An 18,995-nucleotide genomic window follows, 5' to 3' on the forward strand; every position below is an offset into this window, starting at 1 on the left:
ATGGCGCCGCCGCTGATTCAACTGAAAGACATCAAGCTGACGTTCGGCGGCACGCCGCTTCTGAGCGGCGTCGAACTCAATGTCGCGGCGAGCGAGCGAGTCTGCCTGATCGGCCGCAACGGCTCCGGCAAATCGACATTGCTGAAGATCGCGGCCGGCATCGTCGAACCCGATGCCGGCACCCGTTTCGTGCAGCCCGGCGCGACCGTTCGCTATTTGCAGCAGGAGCCGGACTTCGGCGATCACAAAACCACGCTTGCCTATGTCGAGGCGGGCCTCGCGCCGGGTGACGATCCATACCAGGCGCGCTATTTGCTGGAGCAGCTCGAGCTCACCGGTAACGAGCACCCCGAAAATCTTTCCGGCGGCGAGGCGCGTCGCGCTGCGCTGGCCTGCGTGCTGGCGCCCTCGCCTGACATCTTGCTGCTTGACGAGCCGACCAACCATCTGGATCTCTCCACGATCGAGTGGCTGGAAAAGGAGCTCGACGGCCGCCGCAGCGCGCTGGTGCTGATCAGCCACGACCGCCGCTTCCTCTCCAATCTGTCGCGCTCGACCGCGTGGCTCGACCGCGGCAGGATCAAGCAGATCGACCGCGGCTTTGCCGCCTTCGAGGCCTGGCGCGACGAGGTGCTTGCCGAGGAAGAACGTGACCAGCACAAGCTCGACCGCAAGATCGTTGACGAAGAGCACTGGCTGCGCCACGGCGTCTCCGGCCGGCGCAAGCGCAACGTCAAGCGACTCGGCAATCTGCACGCGCTGCGCGACCAGCGTCGCAATTATCGCGGCACGGCCGGCAGCGCCAACCTCGCAGCGGCCGAGGCGGAGCAATCCGGCAAGCTGGTGATCGAGGCGAAAGGCATCAGCAAAGCCTTTGGCGAACGCATCATCGTCGACAATTTCTCGACCCGCATCCAGCGCGGCGACCGGCTCGGCGTCATCGGACCGAACGGCGCCGGCAAGACCACGCTGGTCAATCTGCTCACCGGCGGGGCGGAGCCGGACTTCGGCACGGTGCGGTTAGGGGCCAATCTGGAGATAGCGACCCTCGACCAGCATCGCGAAAGCCTCGATCCCAAGTCGACGCTGGCCGAAGCGCTCACCGGCGGCCGCGGCGACCAGATCATGGTCGGCGGCAAGCCGAAGCATGTCGTCGGCTACATGAAGGACTTTCTGTTCGCGCAGGAGCAGCGCGGCACGCCGGTGGAAGTGCTCTCCGGCGGCGAGCGCGGCCGGCTCATGCTGGCGCGCGCGCTGGCGAAGCCGTCGAACCTGCTGGTGCTGGACGAGCCGACCAACGACCTCGACCTCGAAACGCTCGACGTGCTCGAGGACATGCTCGGCGACTACGAGGGCACAGTGATCCTGATCAGCCACGACCGCGATTTCCTTGACCGCGTCGTCACCTCGGTGATCGCGCCGGAAGGCGACGGCAAGTGGCTCGAATATGCCGGCGGCTACAGCGACATGCTGACGCAACGCGGTGCCGACCTCAAGCGCGAGACCGCGAAAGCGCAGCCGGCTGCGGAGAAGAAAGAGGATCGGCCCGCCGCTCCGACGTCCGCGCCAAAACGGCGGCTGAACTTCAACGAGAAGCACGCGCTGGAAACGCTGCCGAAGAAGATGGAGACGTTGCAGGCCGATATCGCCAGGCTGCAACGCGTACTCGACGATCCCAATCTCTACGCTAAGGATCGCAAGAAATTCGACGATACATCGGCCGCCATCGCCAAGGCGCATGACGAATTGTCCGCCGCCGAAGAGCGCTGGCTCGAACTGGAAATGCTCCGCGAAGAGATTGAACAGGCATAACCCATGACAACCACTCTTGCCGCCAAGATCGCCCGCGAATACGGCACGCCCTGCGCCGTCATCGACATGGACAAGGTCGAGCGCAACATCGCGCGGATCCAGAAGGCCTGTGACCATGCCGGAATCGCCAACCGGCCGCACATCAAGACCCACAAGAACCCGACCATCGCGAAGATGCAGGTCGCGGCAGGCGCGAAGGGCATCACGTGTCAAAAACTCGGCGAGGCCGAGATCATGGCCAATGCCGGCATCGACAATATCCTGATCAGCTACAATCTGCTCGGCGAGGAGAAGATGGCGCGGTTAGGGGCACTGCAGGCGAAGGCCAATATGACTGTCGCCGCCGACAACTCGACCGTGGTGGCCGGTCTGCCCAAAGCCGCGGCGGCCTCGGGCCGGCCGCTGTCCGTGGTGGTCGAGTGCGACACCGGCCGCAAGCGCGCCGGCGTCGAGACACCGGCCGAAGCGATCGCGCTGGCGCGCGAAATCGCCGCGTCCAAAGGGCTGCAATTCGCGGGCTTCATGCTCTATCCGACCGAGACCGGCTGGGCCGACGCGCAAAAATTCTACGATGAGGCGCTGGCCGGCGTGCGCGCGCATGGGTTGGAAGCCAACATCGTTTCGACCGGCGGCACGCCCAACCTCAAGAACATCGGCAAGCTCAAGGGCGGCACCGAGCATCGCTTCGGCACCTACATCTACAACGACCGCATGCAGGTCGCCGCCGGCGTTGCCACCTGGGACGACTGCGCGCTGCAGATCTATTCGACGGTGGTGAGCCGCGCCGCGCCCGAGCGCGGCATTCTGGACGCCGGCTCGAAGACGCTGACCTCGGACACCGGCGGGCTCGAGGGCCACGGCCTGATCCTGGAGCATCCCGAAGCCAAGATCGCCCGCTTCGCCGAGGAGCACGGCTTCCTCGATCTCTCCCGCAGCAACACGCGGCCCAATGTCGGCGATGTCGTGCGCATCGTGCCGAACCACGTCTGCGTCGTCGTCAACATGATGGACGAGGTGGTGATGGTGCGCGGCGAGGAGATCATCGGCACGCTGCCGGTGGCAGCACGCGGGAAGCTGCGCTAAGCGCCGATCAGCGCCTTCAGCTCCCGATCCAGCCCGTCACGAAACAGCTCGATCGGACGCGCCAATCGGCCAGCCGGCGGGCGATGCACGATCCATGCGCGCACGGCCGGCTTGAAGCCCCGAACCGCGACCGGCCTAAGCTTGTCGCGAAATGCGCTCCGCCTCAACCCAATCGGCGTCACCAGACCGACGCCGAGGCCGCGCGCGACCAGCGACAGACGAAGCTCGCTGTCGAGGGCCTCCACCGCAATGTTGAAAGGCAAATGCTCGGCGTCGAACCGACGCTTCAGCGCGTCGCGAAATCCGCAACCATCCTGGTTGATCACCCAGGACATTTGCGACAATCGCTCCAGCTCGACGATGCGCGGCATCTTGATGTCGCGTGCGACGACGAACACGACCGGCTGCGCACCGAGATCGTCGGCAAGGAGATCCGCCGGGGGCACGGCGCCGTCTGGCAGGCAAATCGCGGCCGCATCGAGCTCGTTGCGGCAGACGCGCTCGACCTGGTGCGGCGACCAGCCGGAAACGACCCGCACGGCCAAGGCCGGAAATTCAGCCCGTACCGCGTCTAACGGTGCGGTGAGCCCGGCCTCGGACAGAAACGGTGTGAGACCGAGCCTGAACTCGCCGCGCACGACGCCGTCGTTCGCAACGCCTGACTTGAGGTCATCCAGCATCCTGAGCAGGCGCCGGCCCTGCTCATAGGCTTCATGGCCCGCGGCTGTCGGCTTGAGCGGCTTGGAGAGCCGATCCAGCAGCTGCGCACCTAACATCTCCTCGAGATTCTGGATGCGCCGGGTCACGCCGGGCTGGGTGAGATTGAGACGGGCCGAGGCCGCGACGATCGATCCCGTCTCGACCACCGCGACGAAGGCGACGAGGTCATGGGTATTCATAACGAACTCGCATATTCTTTATAGGCTTATTTGAATTGTAGCATATTGTCCCGCCCGGTTAAAGGACCCGCACCATCGTTGCGAGGTCCAATGACCATTTCAGAAATCACCAGGCTTGCGTCTCCCAAGCAACTCTCCGAGCGGCCCCTGATCTGGCTCGGCGCGATCACCACCGGCGTCGTCGTCACCAATTTGTTCGCACCACAGATTTTGGTCGGCCTGATCGGCCGATCGCTGGCGATGCCAGGCTGGCAGGCCGGCCTCGTCAGTACGCTGACGCTGCTCGGTTATGCGCTCGGCCTGCTGTTGCTGGTCCCGCTCGTCGATCTTGTCGAAAACCGGCGCCTGATCCTACGAACGCTCGGCTGCGCCATCCTCGCCGCACTTGCGACGGCGCTGGCGCCGACGCCAGCACTCCTGCTGCTTGCCAGCTTCGTTCTCGGTGCCTCCTGCGCGGCCATCCAGATGATGGTCCCGCTGGTTGCGTCCATGGTGGCGCCGGAGCGTCGCGGCCAGGCCATCGGCGAGGTGATGAGCGGACTGATGATCGGCATCCTGGTTTCGCGGCCAGCAGCAAGCCTGATCGCCGACCTCTGGAGCTGGCGTGCCTACTACATCGCCTCAGCCGCCCTGATGGCGCTGCTTGCCGGCGCGCTTGGCCGCTATCTGCCGCTACTCCGGCCGACGGCCCGCACGAGCTACGGCGAACTGCTGCGCTCCTTTCCGACACTGCTGCGGGAAGAGCCCGTGCTCCGTGTCCGCGCCTGGACCGCGGCACTGGTGATGGCTTCCTTCACAGCCTTCTGGTCCGCAGTCGCGCGGCGCCTGCCGGACGCGCCGTTCGGTCTCGACGCCAGGGGAATTGCCGCGTTCGCATTGATCGGAGTGGTCGGCGCCGCGGCAACGCCGATCGCCGGCCGCTGGGGCGACAAGGGCTGGGCGCGCCCGATGTTGCTCTCAGCCCATGTGCTCATCATCGGCTCGCTCGCGCTCTGCGCCTGGGCTGGCGTGCTGGAATCCCCTGTCCCCGCCCTGCTCGTGTTGGGCTTTGGCACCATTCTGCTCGACGTCGGCATCACCACCGACCAGACGCTTGGCCGCCGCGCCGTCAACCTGCTGCGTCCCGAAGCACGCGGCCGCATCAACGGCCTGTTCGTCGCTCTGTTCTTCATCGGCGGCGGGATCGGCGCCGCGGCAGCATCGCTGGCCTGGAGCTACGGCGGCTGGACGGCGGTCTGCACGGTCGCGGCCAGCTTCGGCGTGCTCGGTCTCGTCACGGATCTCATGACTCGAACCGGGACGTCGTGATCGCGGGAAATCAGCAAGACGATCGCGCAATCCATCGCAGCGCGCCTCGCCCCGCGGCGGCGCCGGTCGCGAACGAGGCTTGCAGCAGGTATCCGCCAGTCGGCGCTTCCCAGTCCAGCATCTCGCCGGCGGCGAAGACGCCCGGAAGCTTGCGGATCATGAAATCAGCGTCGAGCTCCTCAAAGGCGATGCCACCGGCGCTGGAGATCGCGCGCGCAATGGGCGCGAGCCCGGTGAGCTTGATCGGCACGGCGTTGATGAGTTCCGCCGATCGTTCCGGCGGCATTGCCGATAATGACTGGCCCGCGCCGATCGCCGCTTCCTGGAGCAGTCCGACGGCGACGGACGGAAGCTGCGCGGCCTTGCGCAAGAAGTTGGAGAACGATTGCTTGCCGCGCGAGGCGGACAGGCGCTTGACCAGTTCGGCCCGATCGACATCCGGACGCAATGCGACGTGCAGGACCGCCTCACCGTTCGCGATCACCGCGTCACGCAACTCGGCCGACAGCGCATAGATCGCGCCACCTTCGATGCCGTTGCGCGTTATCACCGCCTCGCCGCGTACCGTGTGCGCACCGATCGTCAGCGCCACGCCCTTGAGCGGCTGGCCCTCGAAGCGCGTGCGAAAGACGTCGGACCAGGCGACCATGAAGCCGCAATTCGCCGATCGCAACGGCGCAATCTCAACGCCTTTGTCGGCCACGATCGTGGTCCAGCCGCCATCGGAGCCCAGCCGTGGCCAGCTCCCGCCGCCGAGCGCCAGCACCATGGCATCTGCGGCCACAGCGGCCGTGCCGTTGGGTGTTCTCAACAGCAAGCGGCCCTCGTCGTCCCAACCGGTCCAATGGTGGCGAAAGGCGAATTGCACGCCCGCTGCATCAAGCCGGCGCAGCCAGGCACGCAGGAACGGCAAGGCCTTGAACGCTTTCGGAAATACACGTCCGCTGGTGCCTACGAAGGTCGGCTCGCCCAGCGCCTCGCACCAGGCGCGCAATGCTTCCGGCGGAAACGTTTCGATCGCCGCCTGCAGCATCGGCGCCGCCTCGCGATAGCGCGCCATAAACTGCGGCAGCGGCTCGCTGTGGGTCAGATTGAGGCCGCCGCGGCCGGCCATCAGCAACTTGCGGCCCGCGGATGGCATGGTGTCGTAGACGGTGACGCGGGCCCCGCCCCGCTCCAGCGTCTCCGCCGCCATCAGCCCGGCGGGACCGGCGCCGATCACGGCGACGTGGTTATCAGGTGATGTCATGGCGCAAGCTTAGGCCAGGCTGGACGCGAAAGAACAGGTCGTCATGCCCGGGCTTGTCCCGGGCATCCACGGGAGCCACGCCCGCGGTGCCAAGACCGTGGATGGCCGGGACAAGCGCGGCCATGACGGAAAGTACGGTCCGGGCGGCCCTTCGCGACGGCCCGGAATGACGGCCTCAAAGCTTGATGCCCGCCCTTGCCGCCGCCTGCGCCACATATTTCTGCGTCTGCTCGAACGCGCCGGTCAGCGCCCTGGCCTTCGACATGTCGCTGATCTCGGCGAAATGAGCGGCGACCGCATCCGGGGTCCACTCGGCTTCCGGCAGGTTGATGCCCTCGCTCTCGACAATCTTGATCACCGCGAAGGAGCCGGCGCCGGCGCCCATGATGGTGCGGGTGGGCGCGTCCTCGCTCAGCATATACTCGACCGCCGGCGTGATCGCGTTCGGCTTCATCAGCTGCAGCGCCTGTGGCGGCAGCAGCTCTTCGGTCATGCGGGTCGCCGCCGTCGGCGAGATGATGTTGACGCGGATGTCGTTCTTGCGGCCCTCTTCCGCGAGCACGTTCATCAGGCCGACCATGCCTGACTTCGCGGCGCCGTAATTGGCCTGGCCGAAATTGCCGTAAAGGCCGGAGGACGATGTGGTCAGCACGATGCGGCCGTAGTTGAGCTCGCGCATGCCGGCCCATACCGCCTTGCAGCAGTAGAAGGTGCCGACGAGGTGCACGTCGAGCACCTTCTGGAAATCGGCGGCTTCCATCTTGCCGAATGATTTGTCGCGCAAAATGCCGGCGTTGGCGCACATGAGATCGACGCTGCCCCACTCCTTCGTGGCGCGCTCGATCATCGCTGTGACCTGCTCGAAATTGGAGACGTCAGCACCGTCGGCCATCGCGGTGCCGCCGGCCTTGCGGATTTCCTCGACCACGGTTTCCGCCGGCGACAGCGAGCCGCCGCTGCCGTCGCGCGCACCGCCGAAATCATTGACCACGACTTTCGCGCCGCGGCTTGCGAGCCCCAGCGCGTGCGCGCGTCCGAGGCCATTGCCGGCGCCGGTGACGATGGCGACGCGTCCGTCAAACCTGATTGCCATTATGCATTTCCTGCTTCTTCCCTTCTCCCCTTGTGGGAGAAACTGGACTCTATAGCGGTATTTGTTACTATGTCCGGCGCACCTAAGCAATTGAAATTACTTAGATATACCCTATTGCACTATACCCCACTCCATATCAATCTATCCCCACGATAGAGACACTTGGGGGATACCGTGGCACGCCGAACACGTTCTGTACCGCTCGAAAACCGCACCAATCGGCTGCGCCTCACCCCGCGCAAAAAGCCGTACTCGCTGCTGCTCGCGCCGAACATCCATCTCTGTTACCGCCGCAACAAAGGTGCGGGCACATGGAGCGTGGACTATCCCGGCGGGTTGAAGCGCTTCGCGCTGGCCGACGACCATGAGGACGCCAACGGCGAGTCCGTCATGGACTTCTGGCAGGCGCAGGACAAGGCGCGCGAGCTGGCGCGGGTCGGCGAAGGATCAACCGAGCGGCTCGCCGATGTCGCCGAGGCGATCGACGACTACGCGGCCGATCTCGAAGCCCGCGGCGGGCGCAAGTACAACGCCAGCCAACTGCGATTGCATGTCCCCGCGACGTTGATGAACAAGACGGTTGCGCTGCTCTCCGAGAAAGAGCTGCGCGACTGGCGCAACGGGCTCATCAAGACTGGCTTGAAGCCGTCCAGCGCCGACCGCATCGCCAAGGCGCTCAAGGCGGCGCTGAATCTGGCGGCCAGCAACGACAAGCGCATCATCAACGGCAGGGCGTGGAAGCACGGTTTGGAGCCGCTGCCGCCGAGTGACGACGATGACGGCGAGACGGTGCGCGACAACTTCATTCTGTCCGATCAAGTCATCGCGGCCATCATGCGCGGCTGCTACGAGGAGGGCCGCGAGCAAGGCAACGATTTCGGCGCGGTGATCGATGTGCTGGCCGAAACCGGCACGCGGGAAAGTCAGGCGTTCCGGTTGAAGCCGCGTGATCTGCAGGACGACGATCCGGCAGCGCCGTACCTGCTGATGCCCACCAGCAGGAAGGGCTCAAGCCGAAAAAGGAAGCGCAAGACTGAGTATCGGCCGCTACCGATCTCGTCGCGTCTGGCCAAGATTCTGCGGCAACTGGCGAACCAGCGCGCGGCGCACGAGCGGCTGTTCGAGAAAATCTGGAATCTCTCCCGCTTCTTCCGGCCTGTCGTGCAGCGCCTTGAACTCGACCCCACGCTCACGCCGTACTGTCTGAGGCATTCGAGCATTGTCAGGCAATTGCTGAAGGGTGTGCCGATCAGGCTCACGGCTGCAAATCATGACACCTCGACCACAGTCATCGAACGGCACTACGCCCGCTTCATCGTCAGCCGGCAGACCGATGCCGTGACGCGTGCAACCCTCGTCGATGTCGAGGCGGTGCCCGGCTCGAACGTGATTCCGATGGTGCGACAGAATTGATCCAGCGGCCGGCCGGGGCGCTCGCAACGCCCCGGGCCGGTCTACCCCACCAATGGACCTGATCCATGGGCAAGGCGAAGAAACCTATATCACATCCCGCGCGCCGCATTGGCGATGCTGGCAAAGTCAATGAAGCCGGCCGGGTGTTGAGCCGCCCCCTGACCCCGTCGGAGGCAGCGGAGATCAAGGCCGAGTGGGAAAAACACAACAAAGCGACCAGCATTTTCCTTTCATACTCGGTCATCACGGATTCTAGTGCGGTGGCCTCAGTTCGCCTTCGATCCAGCCCAGCGCCCCGGATTCCAGCGGGTCGGTGTTCACCTGCATTTGGTCGATGCGACCGCAGCTTGTGCAGCGGAGTGTCCAGTGCTCAAAGCCTGAACGGGCCGCAGCAGCAATAAGCTGGACCTCCATTGGAGCTTGGCATACCAAGCATCGGCGCCTCGTGGTTCGGCGCTGCGACAATATAGGTTTTGGAAGCTCGGACATGACGCGCCCCCTTTCTAGGCCGGGAGCGCAACACTCTCAGTCACCGAGAGCAGCCAAGGGGTCGGGCGGTGATGCTGAAACAGTGCGCTTTGTGGGGCGGCCCCGCAAGTTAATTCCGGTCAATGCGGCGCAAGAAACGCAACGCATATGCACCTCTATTCGATCACCACCAACCAAGCCGCGATTATCGCGCAATTCCGCGTGGTCAACCGCTATGTCGACAACTTGCAGCCCATGCCGGGCATCTTTCCGGACTACCCGGCTCCCGTGATCCGCAACGCCGAGGGCGACACCGACCTGACCCTGATGCGCTGGGGCATGCCACCGCCAGCGCGCGTGGGTGGCCCGCCCGTCACCAACATCCGCGATATATCCCCGCATTGGCGCGGATGGCTGAAGCCTGAGAACCGCCGTCTCGTGCCTCCACGGCATCACTGAAGCAATGCCTAGCGCGCTCCGGGCTTGCCTCAGTTCGTTCCAAATCCGGAACGCGATGAAGCAAAATTCGCTGGCGTTGCAGATTTACAACCCGCACTGCCAGTCAAGATACTAAGCTCGTCCATTGAGACGACCAAAATATATTTCATTCTTAGTTCAGTTTGAGCAGGCGGGGGCGGACGTGTTTGATGTCTATCGCAATGGCAAGCGCGACTTGCTCGTTCTAAATACAGGCTCTGGCGTACCCGTGCTTTACTCTGCACATAAGTGGCGTAAGAGCAGAAAGAGAGTTCTCAAGGTCAGCGACGAGATTAAGTCAGCGGTTCGGGCACAAGGCTATTACGTCCGCAGCCTGCGGCGCGCCAAGGAGCGGATGATCGAGGTCGAGTAGGTCGGCGGCCGATGTTCTCCATTGGTGATCGCTACAGCATCCTCGCGCTCAACAGTCGTCGGCCGACCGTAGGCAGCTTGAATGTTCGAACCGCCTTGAGAGACTAGCTCGTCACCGCGCCATCCAACCGCGCCAGTCCAGCCTCAATCACGATGATATCTTCTTCGATCTGCTGGATCGTTGTCCGGCAATCAAAACCGGTAAGCGCCTTTAGGTCTACGGCCAGCTTCCGGCGCTGCATGCGCAAATCGTCGAGAGCCCTCTGGTCATTCAAGCTAACGTAACCGTCTACGATGAGTTCAATCGCGTTTGGCATTCCCCAACCCCAGTCCTTATCACCGCCCGGCAAACTTACCTCGCGAGACCGTTCAAACGGCATCTCTTCGCAAATTGTCTCCAGCAGCCGTCAAATGGGACCCGATGATCAGCCCGAGCCGCCTCAAGGTCAGGAGAGCAAGTGGGTCGCAAAGTTCGATGGAAAGACCGGCTACCAATATCGCAATGGCGCGTTGTTCATCCCTGTTGAGATCAGCCCATGAGATGCCTTCCATCACGCGTCTCCGTCGCAAAGAACTATCTAAAATCCAAACGCGTGACCGATTTGCCGCAGCATGGCTATGGCCGCGTCGGTGTACCGACCGTGGGTTAGGTATTGATCGACCTGCGCTGTGCTGATCAGCGCCACAACTACCACCGTGAAGCCCTTAAACATTGGGCCTCTCCTACAAGAGACCGCCAACCGGGCGCGTCGAAGTATTAGACTCTTTTCAGAATGCGCTGCCGCATATGGCGGCCTGTACAGTAATGGTGCCAGTGACCAGTAACCAACCCCTTAACCGGCGAGACGTTTGGATGCTTGCGCCGTGGGACGAGGCGAAGGCGGAGCGGGCCTTTATGCGTCAATAAAATTGCCGGATGATCCGCGAACCAATGCTTTGCTCAATTTCGATAGCGTTCTCTATGCAACTTGCATAATCAATACCGGCTGCTCGCAATCGGATAAATGTTTCTTAACCGCTTCGGCGTGAAACTCTGAACACGGACATTCTTACAAAGGGTCGGCGTGGCCCATGAGCTGTATTTTTCATCATCGCTTTTTGATCACTTTCGACGAAGCAACGTCATAATGGCCGACCCGCAAAGGAGATTTGCGACGATGTCGTCAGTGCTGCAATTTCAGCGGCCTTACCAAGGGAAATCTGAGACAAGTCCCTCGTGCCAGAGACTGCCTGACATTTTGGCGAACGTCGCCGCGCTGTTGTCGCAAGTTCAAGCTCTAGACATTCAAGCGACGGATGACGCCCGTCAGGCCATCTTTCTTCTTGAACTCGCGAATGTTTGCATCCGGTTGATCATCGGACAGACCAATTTGAATGAAGCGACGAGAGCGACGTTACTGGCGCAGTCTGCCACGATCGATATGCGCATTGAAACCGCGCGCAGGGAGGCAGCGCATTTATTTTAGAAGAAAATGATTTGGAATTGGGGATTGCAGATGATGGGAAACAATCGAACGGCGAACCGTGTTCGGTTTGAACACAAGCATACCGTCAGCATCATGGGCGTCGATGGGACATGGCGGCGAAGCTGCATTCTTCTCGACGCCTCTGCAAGTGGCGCCAAACTTGAGGTCGAGGGCTCGACCGACCCCCTGAAAGCGCAGGAGTTCTTTCTGGTTCTGTCCTCCACTGGTCTGGCATTTCGGCGGTGCGAGCTGATTTGGGTCGACGGGTCTCAGGTCGGCATTCATTTTGTCACCGGAAAGGCAAAAGGAAAGGCGAGTGCGGAGAAGCGTCTCGTTGGTTCGCAATGAGACGAGTTCGGATTAAGCCATGATCGCTCAGAAGACCGACAGGTTTGTTGTCGGCACACGTTTCAAGATGAGCGAGCTGGGGATCATTCAATTCCCAGATTTAGCCCACAAGACCGGTACGGTTGTCGAGGTCAGCATTCGCACCTCCGGCCTCACGGTGCTGTTCGATGGTGCCACAAGACCGACCGTCCTAGACCGAATCTATATAGCCCTTCTGACGGAGTAGCAGTTTTCGGATGGCGACCCTTCCGTCTCTGACTTCCGTTCCGAGCCGATAGTCCCGATGGCCGTCCGTACTCGCAGTTGGGCCAACGGCGACTTCGACCCGTAAATTTCCCAAGTGTCGGCACCCAGGCGCGGTGGTTAAGTGGTCGCCGGTTGAGGCCGCACCAATGAAAACTCAAAAGCCAAAGCAATGGGCCGAGCGCGAGGTGCAGCGATTATTCAAGCTCGCCCGGGCGGGAGCTGGCGTATCGAAGATAGCGGCCGAACTGGGCCGTCACGCCGGATCAGTGAGGCGAATGGCGCGGACGATGCGGATACTGGTCAAGAAGTAGCGCCAGACCACGCGTGCGGGAGAAGGAGACCATCATCTATTTGCGCGCTGCGGTCCACGCACTGTCCGTAGTCGTACGGACGTTGCGCATCATCGATATTGGGCGTCTACTTCAGATTGATTTTCTTGATGATCAATTTTTGACGGTGGCCCCATGAGCGTTAAAGCCATGATGGCGACGATCCTCCAGAACCAACTGACATCGCGCGGCGTGCATTCACTGACGCATTCGGACTGCGAGGAGATCGTAGGGCAGTTGATCGAAAAGCTCACTGAGCTTGAGCTTAGTCTGGCAGTGCGAGAAGTAGCCGACAAGCAGGAGCCGTAGTAGCGCGAAGCATGATGAGCAATCGAGGCTGGCAGCGCGCTTTCGACGATCCAATCCAGTTACCCGACGACCGAACGCTGGTCACATTGCATGACGCGGCAACCTACGTCACTGGGCTGCCGAAAAAGCAAGCCGCAGAGCCGGAATGGCAGGCCGCAATCGAGACACTGATGTTGGTGGTCGAACTGGGAGGCCCGACGATGTTCGCCCGGATCGGCGTCATGAAAGCATTGAACCGGGGACACGTTCGGGAGTTTAACCTATCTCGCAAGGAACCCCGCTGGGGACGCCGCAAGCTGGCGCGAGATCGATGAAAACGGTCTGGATTTACGTTGATACAAAGAAACAGGTCGGCGACCGTGACCATCTCAGGGTGTTTGCGAACTCGGACCTTGCCGATGAGTGGTTCGTGGTGAACGATCCCGAAGGCGTCGTCTTTGAGTACGAGGTCATAGGCGTTGCAGACGACGAAACCGGGTCAGGACGTCAACGGCATCGCTAGGGACCGAGGCCGACCACCACATGAAATGCCCGGCGTGCGGGCACTGGTCGACATGCGCGATTTGGCGGAGGTGGTGACCCACATCCACGACAGAACATCGAGGAACGGCAAGGTCGTCCGGCTACGGATTTACAGTGACGTTCCGCCCATGGTGAAGCGCTCGGGGCAACGCCGAACGCCTTCCGGCAGCTTGATGTTGCCCTCGATCCATTCAGACAGCGCGATGCGCGGCGGGGAGTAGAGTTGCGCGGATCATGGCACCGCCCGCGATACGCTATCGATAGCGGTGATCGTTTTCCCGCGTGATCCCAGCCGGACGTAGATGTCGCAATCGGCCCCATTCGGGCAAACCGCGAGAATGCGCCGCCCGAGTTTCGAGGCGGTCCGAAACCGACAACCGTCAGGGGCGTAGTCGCCGATATCGCCCGTGACCGTTGTCCATTCCTGACCGACTTTGACGACGACGCCGCATTCGTTCGAGCCCGCCTGCGCGATGGCAGTGCTCGCCAGCAGCGCGAGCGCGATGATGATGCGTTTCATTGCACTTGATCCTTTCCGGGGCGGCGCAGCAGATGGATCGACGGGAATGTCGCGCCGCTCGCGCCAGCGATGGCGAGCACGTTGTTATTGTCCATCTTCCGCAGCGCCCAAACTTCGCGCACCAACTTGCCGCGCGACGGCGGGCCTTCGCCAGCACATCGCATCTCGACGAGATACACCGGGCCGCGCCCGACGGTGCCCGCTTCGGCGCGCTGCTGCACCGATCGGATATCGCAGTTATAGCCGGGTTCATGATAGGTGCGCGGGCCGATCACGATGCCGGTGATCTCGACATCACCGTTATCGTCGCTTGTCCAATTGCCCAAATAGGCTTCGGGCAATTCGGCAGCGTGCGCGGGGATGGTGCTGGCGAGTAATGCGAGCGCGGCCATGATGCGTTTCATGACTTTGCCTTTCCTGTGATCGACATCTGCTGATAGGTCAGGTCCGGTTCGCTATTTCAATTCCGAAAGAACACTGAGCAACGTCTCCCGCGCTCCGGTAGGGTTCCCACTTCCCGTCCAACTGAAACATCGCCGTCGCGCTCAGAGGTCAGGAACGAAAGCGCATGGCCGCACTTGAGAAAGCATGAGACCGCCGCTCGCCGGTACCAATACGGCGCATGTCGCGGATAGCCAAAGGTCGCCGACCCGCTTTTCTCTACAAGCGCTCGCGCAAGATAGCCAAAAGCGGCGGTCTCCGGTTTCATTCAAAATCGCCAGCCGCGCCCCAATCGGTTGCGGGGGGAGCGCACACTGGGCCGATGTCAGCCTGCCGGCGGATTGTTCTTACCGAACGGGAGGCTGCGTCATGCGCAACCGCATCGAGATCGACTACGTACACAGCCGGGCCATCATTCGAGCGATTGGCAAGCGACTAGGGGCGTCGCTGAAACCAGAGCCGGAACCACCGGCGAACCTTAGAACGCAAATCGACCGGCTCCGCGAATTGGAGGAGCAGTCACCCTCAATCGTTCCCGGTGCCGAGCGCTTGGACAAAACTCGGCGTTGAGCCGCCTTGGACAGCAAAGACGGGTCGACCGAACATGGACGAGCAATGCCATCGGTCACGGTCCGTGCATCAAGAATTTTGAGTGAGTACGGTGAGGCGAGATCAGAATTGATCGGCAAAACCGTCGTCCTTACCGACGGAAAGGCAGGCACGGTCGAGAACGTTTGGCTGGATGAATTGCACGGGCTTCGCATTTCGATCAAAGGCCATGATGGAAGATGGCCGGTCTCAACCATCAAGTTCGCGGAGAACTAGACCGTCGCATCCGCTGCCCGGCCCTCTTTTCAGAACATTCCAAGCAGGATGAAGAACCCAATCTCGATCAGGCCGCGCCGCAACAAAAAGGGATGGCCCCCGTCAGACCTATGCGTTGCAGCACAAGATCGAGTAAGGAAAGAGGCCACCAACTGATGCGGCCTTAGTGGCGTTGTTGTTCTTGTAGTTTGCGCTCAAGGACCGCAGCCATCTTGCGGTATTCCTCGGCCATGTCCTCCAGCGCTCTGCGAGCCTCTTCATTGCTCGTAACCACGGCCTGTCGTTCGCATATTAGCTGTAGGTGTCGATAGTCCGGAACCGTTCGATAGTCTGGTGCCATTGGGCACAAAAGCATGACCTGGCCGATCGTTCCCTCCCGGATTTCAACTTAGGACACTGAGGGTTAAATACGGACAGTACCCGCCCGCCGGCGTTCACGAGCCCAATTCGGGAATGGGCGCGGCTAGGTACTTTGGGAGGGGCAGAGGCCCCCGGGGACGCGCGACGCCGGGCCTTTCGCGTATCTGGCGGCGGCCTTTTCCGATTTTGCTGCGCCGGCTAATCTCGCGAATTCCGCAGGGTATGGCCGATGACCGAGTTGGAACAGGCGTGGCGATCTTGGCGGGCGCTTTCGCGGCCCGATCGGGCGCGATTTCTTGTCATGCTTCGTGAGGCATACAGCCGGGAGCGCGAGGCGACGGTGCGGAGGAATGGCGTCGGTCGGTATGGCGCAACGGCGTCCGGCCTCGGGCAATTGACGTTGACCCAGGCGGACCTCCAACGGCTTCGGCCATAAACGGTCACTGGTGCGTTTGACGGCCCGCCGGCTCTCCGGGCCGGGCCGCTTGCGTAAATCGCGGTAAATCGGGTTTGCGGGGCGGGAAACCGCAAGGACAAATGCCTAATTCTGCACGAGAGGATGCGGGCGCTCATTACGCGGCCGATTTTGTTGACCTCCGGGTCCCGATGCTACCAGCGCAGCAGCGTCCGGTTTGCCCCCGGTAGCCGCCGCCACAACGAAGGCGGCGAGAGTCCGGGCTGGGCCATCAAGCGACATCGCATGGACAACGGGCCAAGCACGCGAAGTCCAGGGTCGCATTCGATCAGCCCCGCGGATGGTTTTCGGGACTTGAGATAGAGCTGGGACGAGCGCGATAGGGGGCAGACGGTTGGATGTCGGTCGGTTTGCGACTGGCATCCCATGTCTCGCCACTTAACCGACTGGTAGGGGACCGAGGGACTTTCCCTAACCTGCCATGTCCCAATGGTGCTAGGCTGGCTGCGGTCACGGTACCCCTCGCGGTAAAGAGCGCTGTCGGCGCTTCCGCGCGGACAGGGGAGAACAACAGTGCATCAAATGCACCCCCAACGCCGGCTTGCGGCGATCCTGGTGGCAGATGTGGTCGGCTACAGCCGGCTGATGGGCCAGGATGAGAGTGGCACACTTCGCAGAATTAAAGCCATTCGGCGTCAAGTCGTCGATCCCAACATCGCCGCGTATCACGGCCGCGTCGTCAAGACGACCGGAGACGGAATTCTCATAGAATACCCCAGCGCTGTGGAGGCCGTTGGCTCCGCCGTGGCTGTCCAGCGCACGATAGCCGAGCGCAATGCCGACATTCCGGTGGACCAGCGGATCGAATTCCGGGTCGGCGTGCACCAGGGCGATATCGTCGTTGACGATCAAGATATCTTCGGTGATGGGGTCAATGTGGCGGCCCGGCTCGAGGCGCTGTGTGAGCCGGCGGGAATTTGCATCTCGGGCCGTGTTTACGAGGACATGGCCGGTCGGTTAGAGCTTCCATTCGTGGAACGCGGCGAGCATCAGCTCAAAAACATCGCGCGTCCGGTTCGCATCTACGCGCTCGGACCAAGAGCAATTGCCGGATTGCCGGCCACGCCGGATATGGCGTCAGAGGACTCGCGCAATAACGGGCTCGCGCCGTGGTTGGGACAGCTCCTCACCCGGACCTTCTCAACGAAATCGCTCCGCTGGCTTATGTTGCTGCCGGTTGTGGTTGCGCTCGCCGGCATTGGCGCTTGGCAAGTGACCAAGCGTTCGCAGGCACCTCCTCGGTTAGAGGCGGCGAACCAGTCGAGGGGCCCCGCCATCGCGGTGTTGCCATTCGACAATCTGTCTGGCGATCCAAGCCAGGAATTCTTCTCGGATGGCCTCAGCGAAGAGCTCATCACTGGTCTCAGCCGCTTCGATCAGCTGCGGGTGCTGGCTCGCAACACCACCTTCGCCTACAAGAAGAAGGCCATCGAAATGCAAGAGCTGGGCCGTCAGCTCCAGGCGCAATATGTCATCGAAGGCAGCTTCAGGCGTACCCCCGATCAGATCAGCGTCACCGCGCAGCTCATCGACGCCCGCACCGGGACCCACGTTTGGGCACAGACCTACGAGCGGGCGGCGACATCGGCAAGCCTTCTCGGCCTGCAGAACGACATCGCACATCATATCGGCGCTGCAATCGGCGACATTCGGACCGGTGCGATCGCAAAAGCAGAGCTGGAACGGGCGCGTGCGAAGCCAGCCACTGAGCTTTCATCTTACGAGTGCGTCCTTCAAGGCTATCAGGCAAGTGCGGCGCAGAGTGCCGCAGGGCCAATGCGACGGGCCCGTGCATGTTTGGAGGCCACTGTAACACGCGATCCCACCTATGCCGAGGCGTGGGCGATCTTGACGCGCATTCTGTACATACAGCGCAGTTGGGGCACTGGGCTCGACGACGTTGACAAGCGTGTCGATCTCGTTCCCCGCCTCCTGGAGGCAGGCAATCGTGCTGTAGAACTTGCACCTGAAAACGCCGCGGCGCATTTCGCACTTTTCTCGGCCTACGCCGCCACCTGCCAGACCCAGAGAATGCGGGTTGAAGCTGACCGTGTGCTGGCTATCAATCCGAATGATGCAAGCGCCCTCGGCCTAATAGGGAACCTTCTGGCTTATGCCGGAGACTGGGATTACGGGCGCCAGCTTGCGGAAAAGGCCATCGCACTTGCAGGGCCGGCGGCGCCGTCCTGGTGGTGGTGGGTAGTCGGAAAGGACTACTATCGGAAGGGGGAGTACGCCAAGGCTCTTGAGGTGTTCCAAAGATCCTACGCTGAGCAGAACTGGCTAGACCACCTGCACCTCGTCTACACACTCCCACATCTTGGAAGGATTGACGAAGCCCGAGCACAAGTGCCGAGCTTGATGAAGCTCAAGCCGGATATCAGCGTGCGCGAAGCTGATCGCTATTATACCATGTGGTGCTTCGATGCTGACTTCAGGGACAGGATGGTAAGGGCACTTCGGCTCGCAGGGTTGCGGGAAGAAGCTGATGAGAACCGCGTGCGACAAGGCAATGCCGCGGTGGTCCCGTCACAACCCTGAAATTCTTTTTGAGTTGATCAGGCGCTGCGCTTCATGCGCAGCCATCCCCCTAATCCTGTTCCATGGGCCGGCTATAGCCGACCGCATCGGCGGTCAGAATGGCAGTAAGCGGCGTTTGGCGCATTCCTCCAGCATGTGGGTGTTGCTTTCAGAGAACCTCGTGCGAGACGTTGTATTAGCGTATTAGCGCCTCCCATCCCCGAGAAGGTCTGTCGGGGCAGACTTCCGATTTGGGTCAACATGCGAAGAACTCATGTTGAGCAAAATGTGTCCGCTGTTGCCTTGATTGCTGGCGTGCGAGTCGACATTGATCGCTGTCGCTAGGGACAGAAACGGAAGTCGCACCCAAGTGGTTCAAGTCTGATAGAATTTGTTGAAATCACCGGTTGGCTAGAAACGACATCAAACAGGCAATCAGACTGCGGATTCCGGGGATTGC

At 61.8% G+C, this 18,995-nt stretch carries 22 protein-coding genes and 1 pseudogene; 15 read left to right on the forward strand and 8 right to left on the reverse strand.

Features of this window, described 5'->3' with window-relative positions; all coding sequences use genetic code 11:
- Together FXV83_RS09510 and FXV83_RS09515 are read left to right on the forward strand one after the other, a co-directional pair.
- Nucleotides 1–1,812, forward strand: a complete 1,812-nt coding sequence (locus FXV83_RS09510; RefSeq protein WP_148738920.1) for an ABC-F family ATP-binding cassette domain-containing protein — start codon at nt 1–3, stop codon at nt 1,810–1,812.
- A 3-nt stretch (nt 1,813–1,815) separates the two neighbouring features.
- Entirely contained in the window at nt 1,816–2,895 is a 1,080-nt protein-coding gene (locus FXV83_RS09515; RefSeq protein WP_148738921.1) for a D-TA family PLP-dependent enzyme, read from the forward strand.
- Here the strand turns inward: FXV83_RS09515 and FXV83_RS09520 are convergent.
- A complete protein-coding gene (locus FXV83_RS09520; RefSeq protein WP_148738922.1) occupies nt 2,892–3,794 on the reverse strand; it encodes a LysR family transcriptional regulator in 903 nt (300 codons plus the stop codon). The two genes, FXV83_RS09515 and FXV83_RS09520, sit on opposite strands and share 4 nt — an antisense overlap.
- 90 nt (nt 3,795–3,884) lie before the next feature.
- Between FXV83_RS09520 and FXV83_RS09525 the strand changes: the two genes are divergently transcribed.
- Complete coding sequence (locus tag FXV83_RS09525) at nt 3,885–5,102, forward strand: MFS transporter (protein ID WP_148738923.1); 1,218 nt, start codon at nt 3,885–3,887, stop codon at nt 5,100–5,102.
- 10 nt (nt 5,103–5,112) lie between these two features.
- Here the strand turns inward: FXV83_RS09525 and FXV83_RS09530 are convergent, their stop codons facing one another.
- Complete coding sequence (locus tag FXV83_RS09530; protein WP_148738924.1) at nt 5,113–6,351, reverse strand: BaiN/RdsA family NAD(P)/FAD-dependent oxidoreductase; 1,239 nt, start codon at nt 6,349–6,351, stop codon at nt 5,113–5,115.
- Between the two features lie 175 nt (nt 6,352–6,526).
- On the reverse strand, nt 6,527–7,444 hold the full coding sequence (locus FXV83_RS09535; RefSeq protein ID WP_148738925.1) for an SDR family NAD(P)-dependent oxidoreductase: 918 nt from the start codon (nt 7,442–7,444) through the stop codon (nt 6,527–6,529).
- Nucleotides 7,445–7,618: 174 nt separating this feature from the next.
- On the opposite strand from FXV83_RS09535, the gene FXV83_RS09540 reads away from it, so the two are divergent.
- The 3 genes and pseudogenes from FXV83_RS09540 to FXV83_RS09550 all read left to right on the forward strand — a co-directional run bounded on the left by FXV83_RS09540 (nt 7,619) and on the right by FXV83_RS09550 (nt 10,175).
- Nucleotides 7,619–8,857, forward strand: coding sequence for a site-specific integrase (locus FXV83_RS09540; RefSeq protein ID WP_148738926.1), 1,239 nt, complete (start codon nt 7,619–7,621; stop codon nt 8,855–8,857).
- Between the two features lie 636 nt (nt 8,858–9,493).
- Nucleotides 9,494–9,769, forward strand: a pseudogene (locus FXV83_RS09545) (SOS response-associated peptidase family protein); the annotation flags it as partial.
- Nucleotides 9,770–9,965: 196 nt separating this feature from the next.
- Nucleotides 9,966–10,175: a hypothetical protein gene (locus FXV83_RS09550; protein WP_148738927.1), complete on the forward strand. Its 210-nt coding sequence runs from the start codon at nt 9,966–9,968 to the stop codon at nt 10,173–10,175.
- 103 nt (nt 10,176–10,278) lie between these two features.
- Here the strand turns inward: FXV83_RS09550 and FXV83_RS09555 are convergent, their stop codons facing one another.
- The 3 genes from FXV83_RS09555 to FXV83_RS44900 are packed head-to-tail and all read right to left on the reverse strand — an operon-like array spanning nt 10,279 to nt 10,887.
- Nucleotides 10,279–10,491, reverse strand: a complete 213-nt coding sequence (locus FXV83_RS09555; RefSeq protein ID WP_148738928.1) for a hypothetical protein — start codon at nt 10,489–10,491, stop codon at nt 10,279–10,281.
- A gap of 52 nt (nt 10,492–10,543) precedes the next feature.
- Nucleotides 10,544–10,726: a hypothetical protein gene (locus tag FXV83_RS09560; protein WP_148738929.1), complete on the reverse strand. Its 183-nt coding sequence runs from the start codon at nt 10,724–10,726 to the stop codon at nt 10,544–10,546.
- A gap of 26 nt (nt 10,727–10,752) precedes the next feature.
- The gene (locus tag FXV83_RS44900; protein ID WP_283811702.1) at nt 10,753–10,887 is read right to left on the reverse strand and encodes a hypothetical protein; all 135 of its coding nucleotides are present in this window, start codon (nt 10,885–10,887) and stop codon (nt 10,753–10,755) included.
- A gap of 444 nt (nt 10,888–11,331) precedes the next feature.
- Between FXV83_RS44900 and FXV83_RS09565 the strand changes: the two genes are divergently transcribed.
- The 6 genes from FXV83_RS09565 to FXV83_RS09590 all read left to right on the forward strand — a co-directional run bounded on the left by FXV83_RS09565 (nt 11,332) and on the right by FXV83_RS09590 (nt 13,374).
- The gene (locus tag FXV83_RS09565; RefSeq protein WP_148738930.1) at nt 11,332–11,640 is read left to right on the forward strand and encodes a hypothetical protein; all 309 of its coding nucleotides are present in this window, start codon (nt 11,332–11,334) and stop codon (nt 11,638–11,640) included.
- 30 nt (nt 11,641–11,670) lie between these two features.
- Complete coding sequence (locus tag FXV83_RS09570) at nt 11,671–11,988, forward strand: PilZ domain-containing protein (RefSeq protein WP_148738931.1); 318 nt, start codon at nt 11,671–11,673, stop codon at nt 11,986–11,988.
- A 19-nt stretch (nt 11,989–12,007) separates the two neighbouring features.
- Nucleotides 12,008–12,214, forward strand: coding sequence for a hypothetical protein (locus FXV83_RS09575; protein WP_148738932.1), 207 nt, complete (start codon nt 12,008–12,010; stop codon nt 12,212–12,214).
- A 484-nt stretch (nt 12,215–12,698) separates the two neighbouring features.
- Nucleotides 12,699–12,872, forward strand: a complete 174-nt coding sequence (locus FXV83_RS42555) for a hypothetical protein (protein ID WP_187435783.1) — start codon at nt 12,699–12,701, stop codon at nt 12,870–12,872.
- 11 nt (nt 12,873–12,883) lie between these two features.
- Nucleotides 12,884–13,186 (forward strand): hypothetical protein, encoded by a 303-nt coding sequence (locus FXV83_RS09585; RefSeq protein ID WP_235939354.1) that lies wholly within the window; start codon nt 12,884–12,886, stop codon nt 13,184–13,186.
- A complete protein-coding gene (locus FXV83_RS09590) occupies nt 13,183–13,374 on the forward strand; it encodes a hypothetical protein (protein WP_148738933.1) in 192 nt (63 codons plus the stop codon). Before FXV83_RS09585 ends, FXV83_RS09590 begins: the two co-directional genes overlap by 4 nt.
- A gap of 252 nt (nt 13,375–13,626) precedes the next feature.
- Here FXV83_RS09590 and FXV83_RS09595 read toward each other — a convergent pair whose 3' ends face one another.
- Nucleotides 13,627–13,914 carry a hypothetical protein gene (locus tag FXV83_RS09595; RefSeq protein ID WP_148738934.1) on the reverse strand — a complete coding sequence of 96 codons (288 nt, stop codon included), beginning with the start codon at nt 13,912–13,914 and terminating at the stop codon, nt 13,627–13,629.
- Entirely contained in the window at nt 13,911–14,318 is a 408-nt protein-coding gene (locus FXV83_RS09600; protein WP_148738935.1) for a hypothetical protein, read from the reverse strand. The genes FXV83_RS09595 and FXV83_RS09600 overlap by 4 nt, the downstream gene beginning before the upstream one ends.
- A 406-nt stretch (nt 14,319–14,724) precedes the next feature.
- Between FXV83_RS09600 and FXV83_RS09605 the strand changes: the two genes are divergently transcribed.
- From FXV83_RS09605 to FXV83_RS09615, 3 genes are all read left to right on the forward strand, one after another.
- Nucleotides 14,725–14,925, forward strand: a complete 201-nt coding sequence (locus tag FXV83_RS09605) for a hypothetical protein (RefSeq protein WP_148738936.1) — start codon at nt 14,725–14,727, stop codon at nt 14,923–14,925.
- A gap of 45 nt (nt 14,926–14,970) precedes the next feature.
- Nucleotides 14,971–15,180, forward strand: a complete 210-nt coding sequence (locus FXV83_RS09610; RefSeq protein ID WP_148738941.1) for a PRC-barrel domain-containing protein — start codon at nt 14,971–14,973, stop codon at nt 15,178–15,180.
- 1,357 nt (nt 15,181–16,537) lie between these two features.
- Entirely contained in the window at nt 16,538–18,556 is a 2,019-nt protein-coding gene (locus tag FXV83_RS09615) for an adenylate/guanylate cyclase domain-containing protein (protein ID WP_235939355.1), read from the forward strand.
- The last annotated feature ends 439 nt before the right edge of the window (nt 18,557–18,995 follow it).

The sequence above is a fragment of the Bradyrhizobium hipponense genome (assembly GCF_008123965.1).
GTDB classification, from domain to species: domain Bacteria; phylum Pseudomonadota; class Alphaproteobacteria; order Rhizobiales; family Xanthobacteraceae; genus Bradyrhizobium; species Bradyrhizobium hipponense.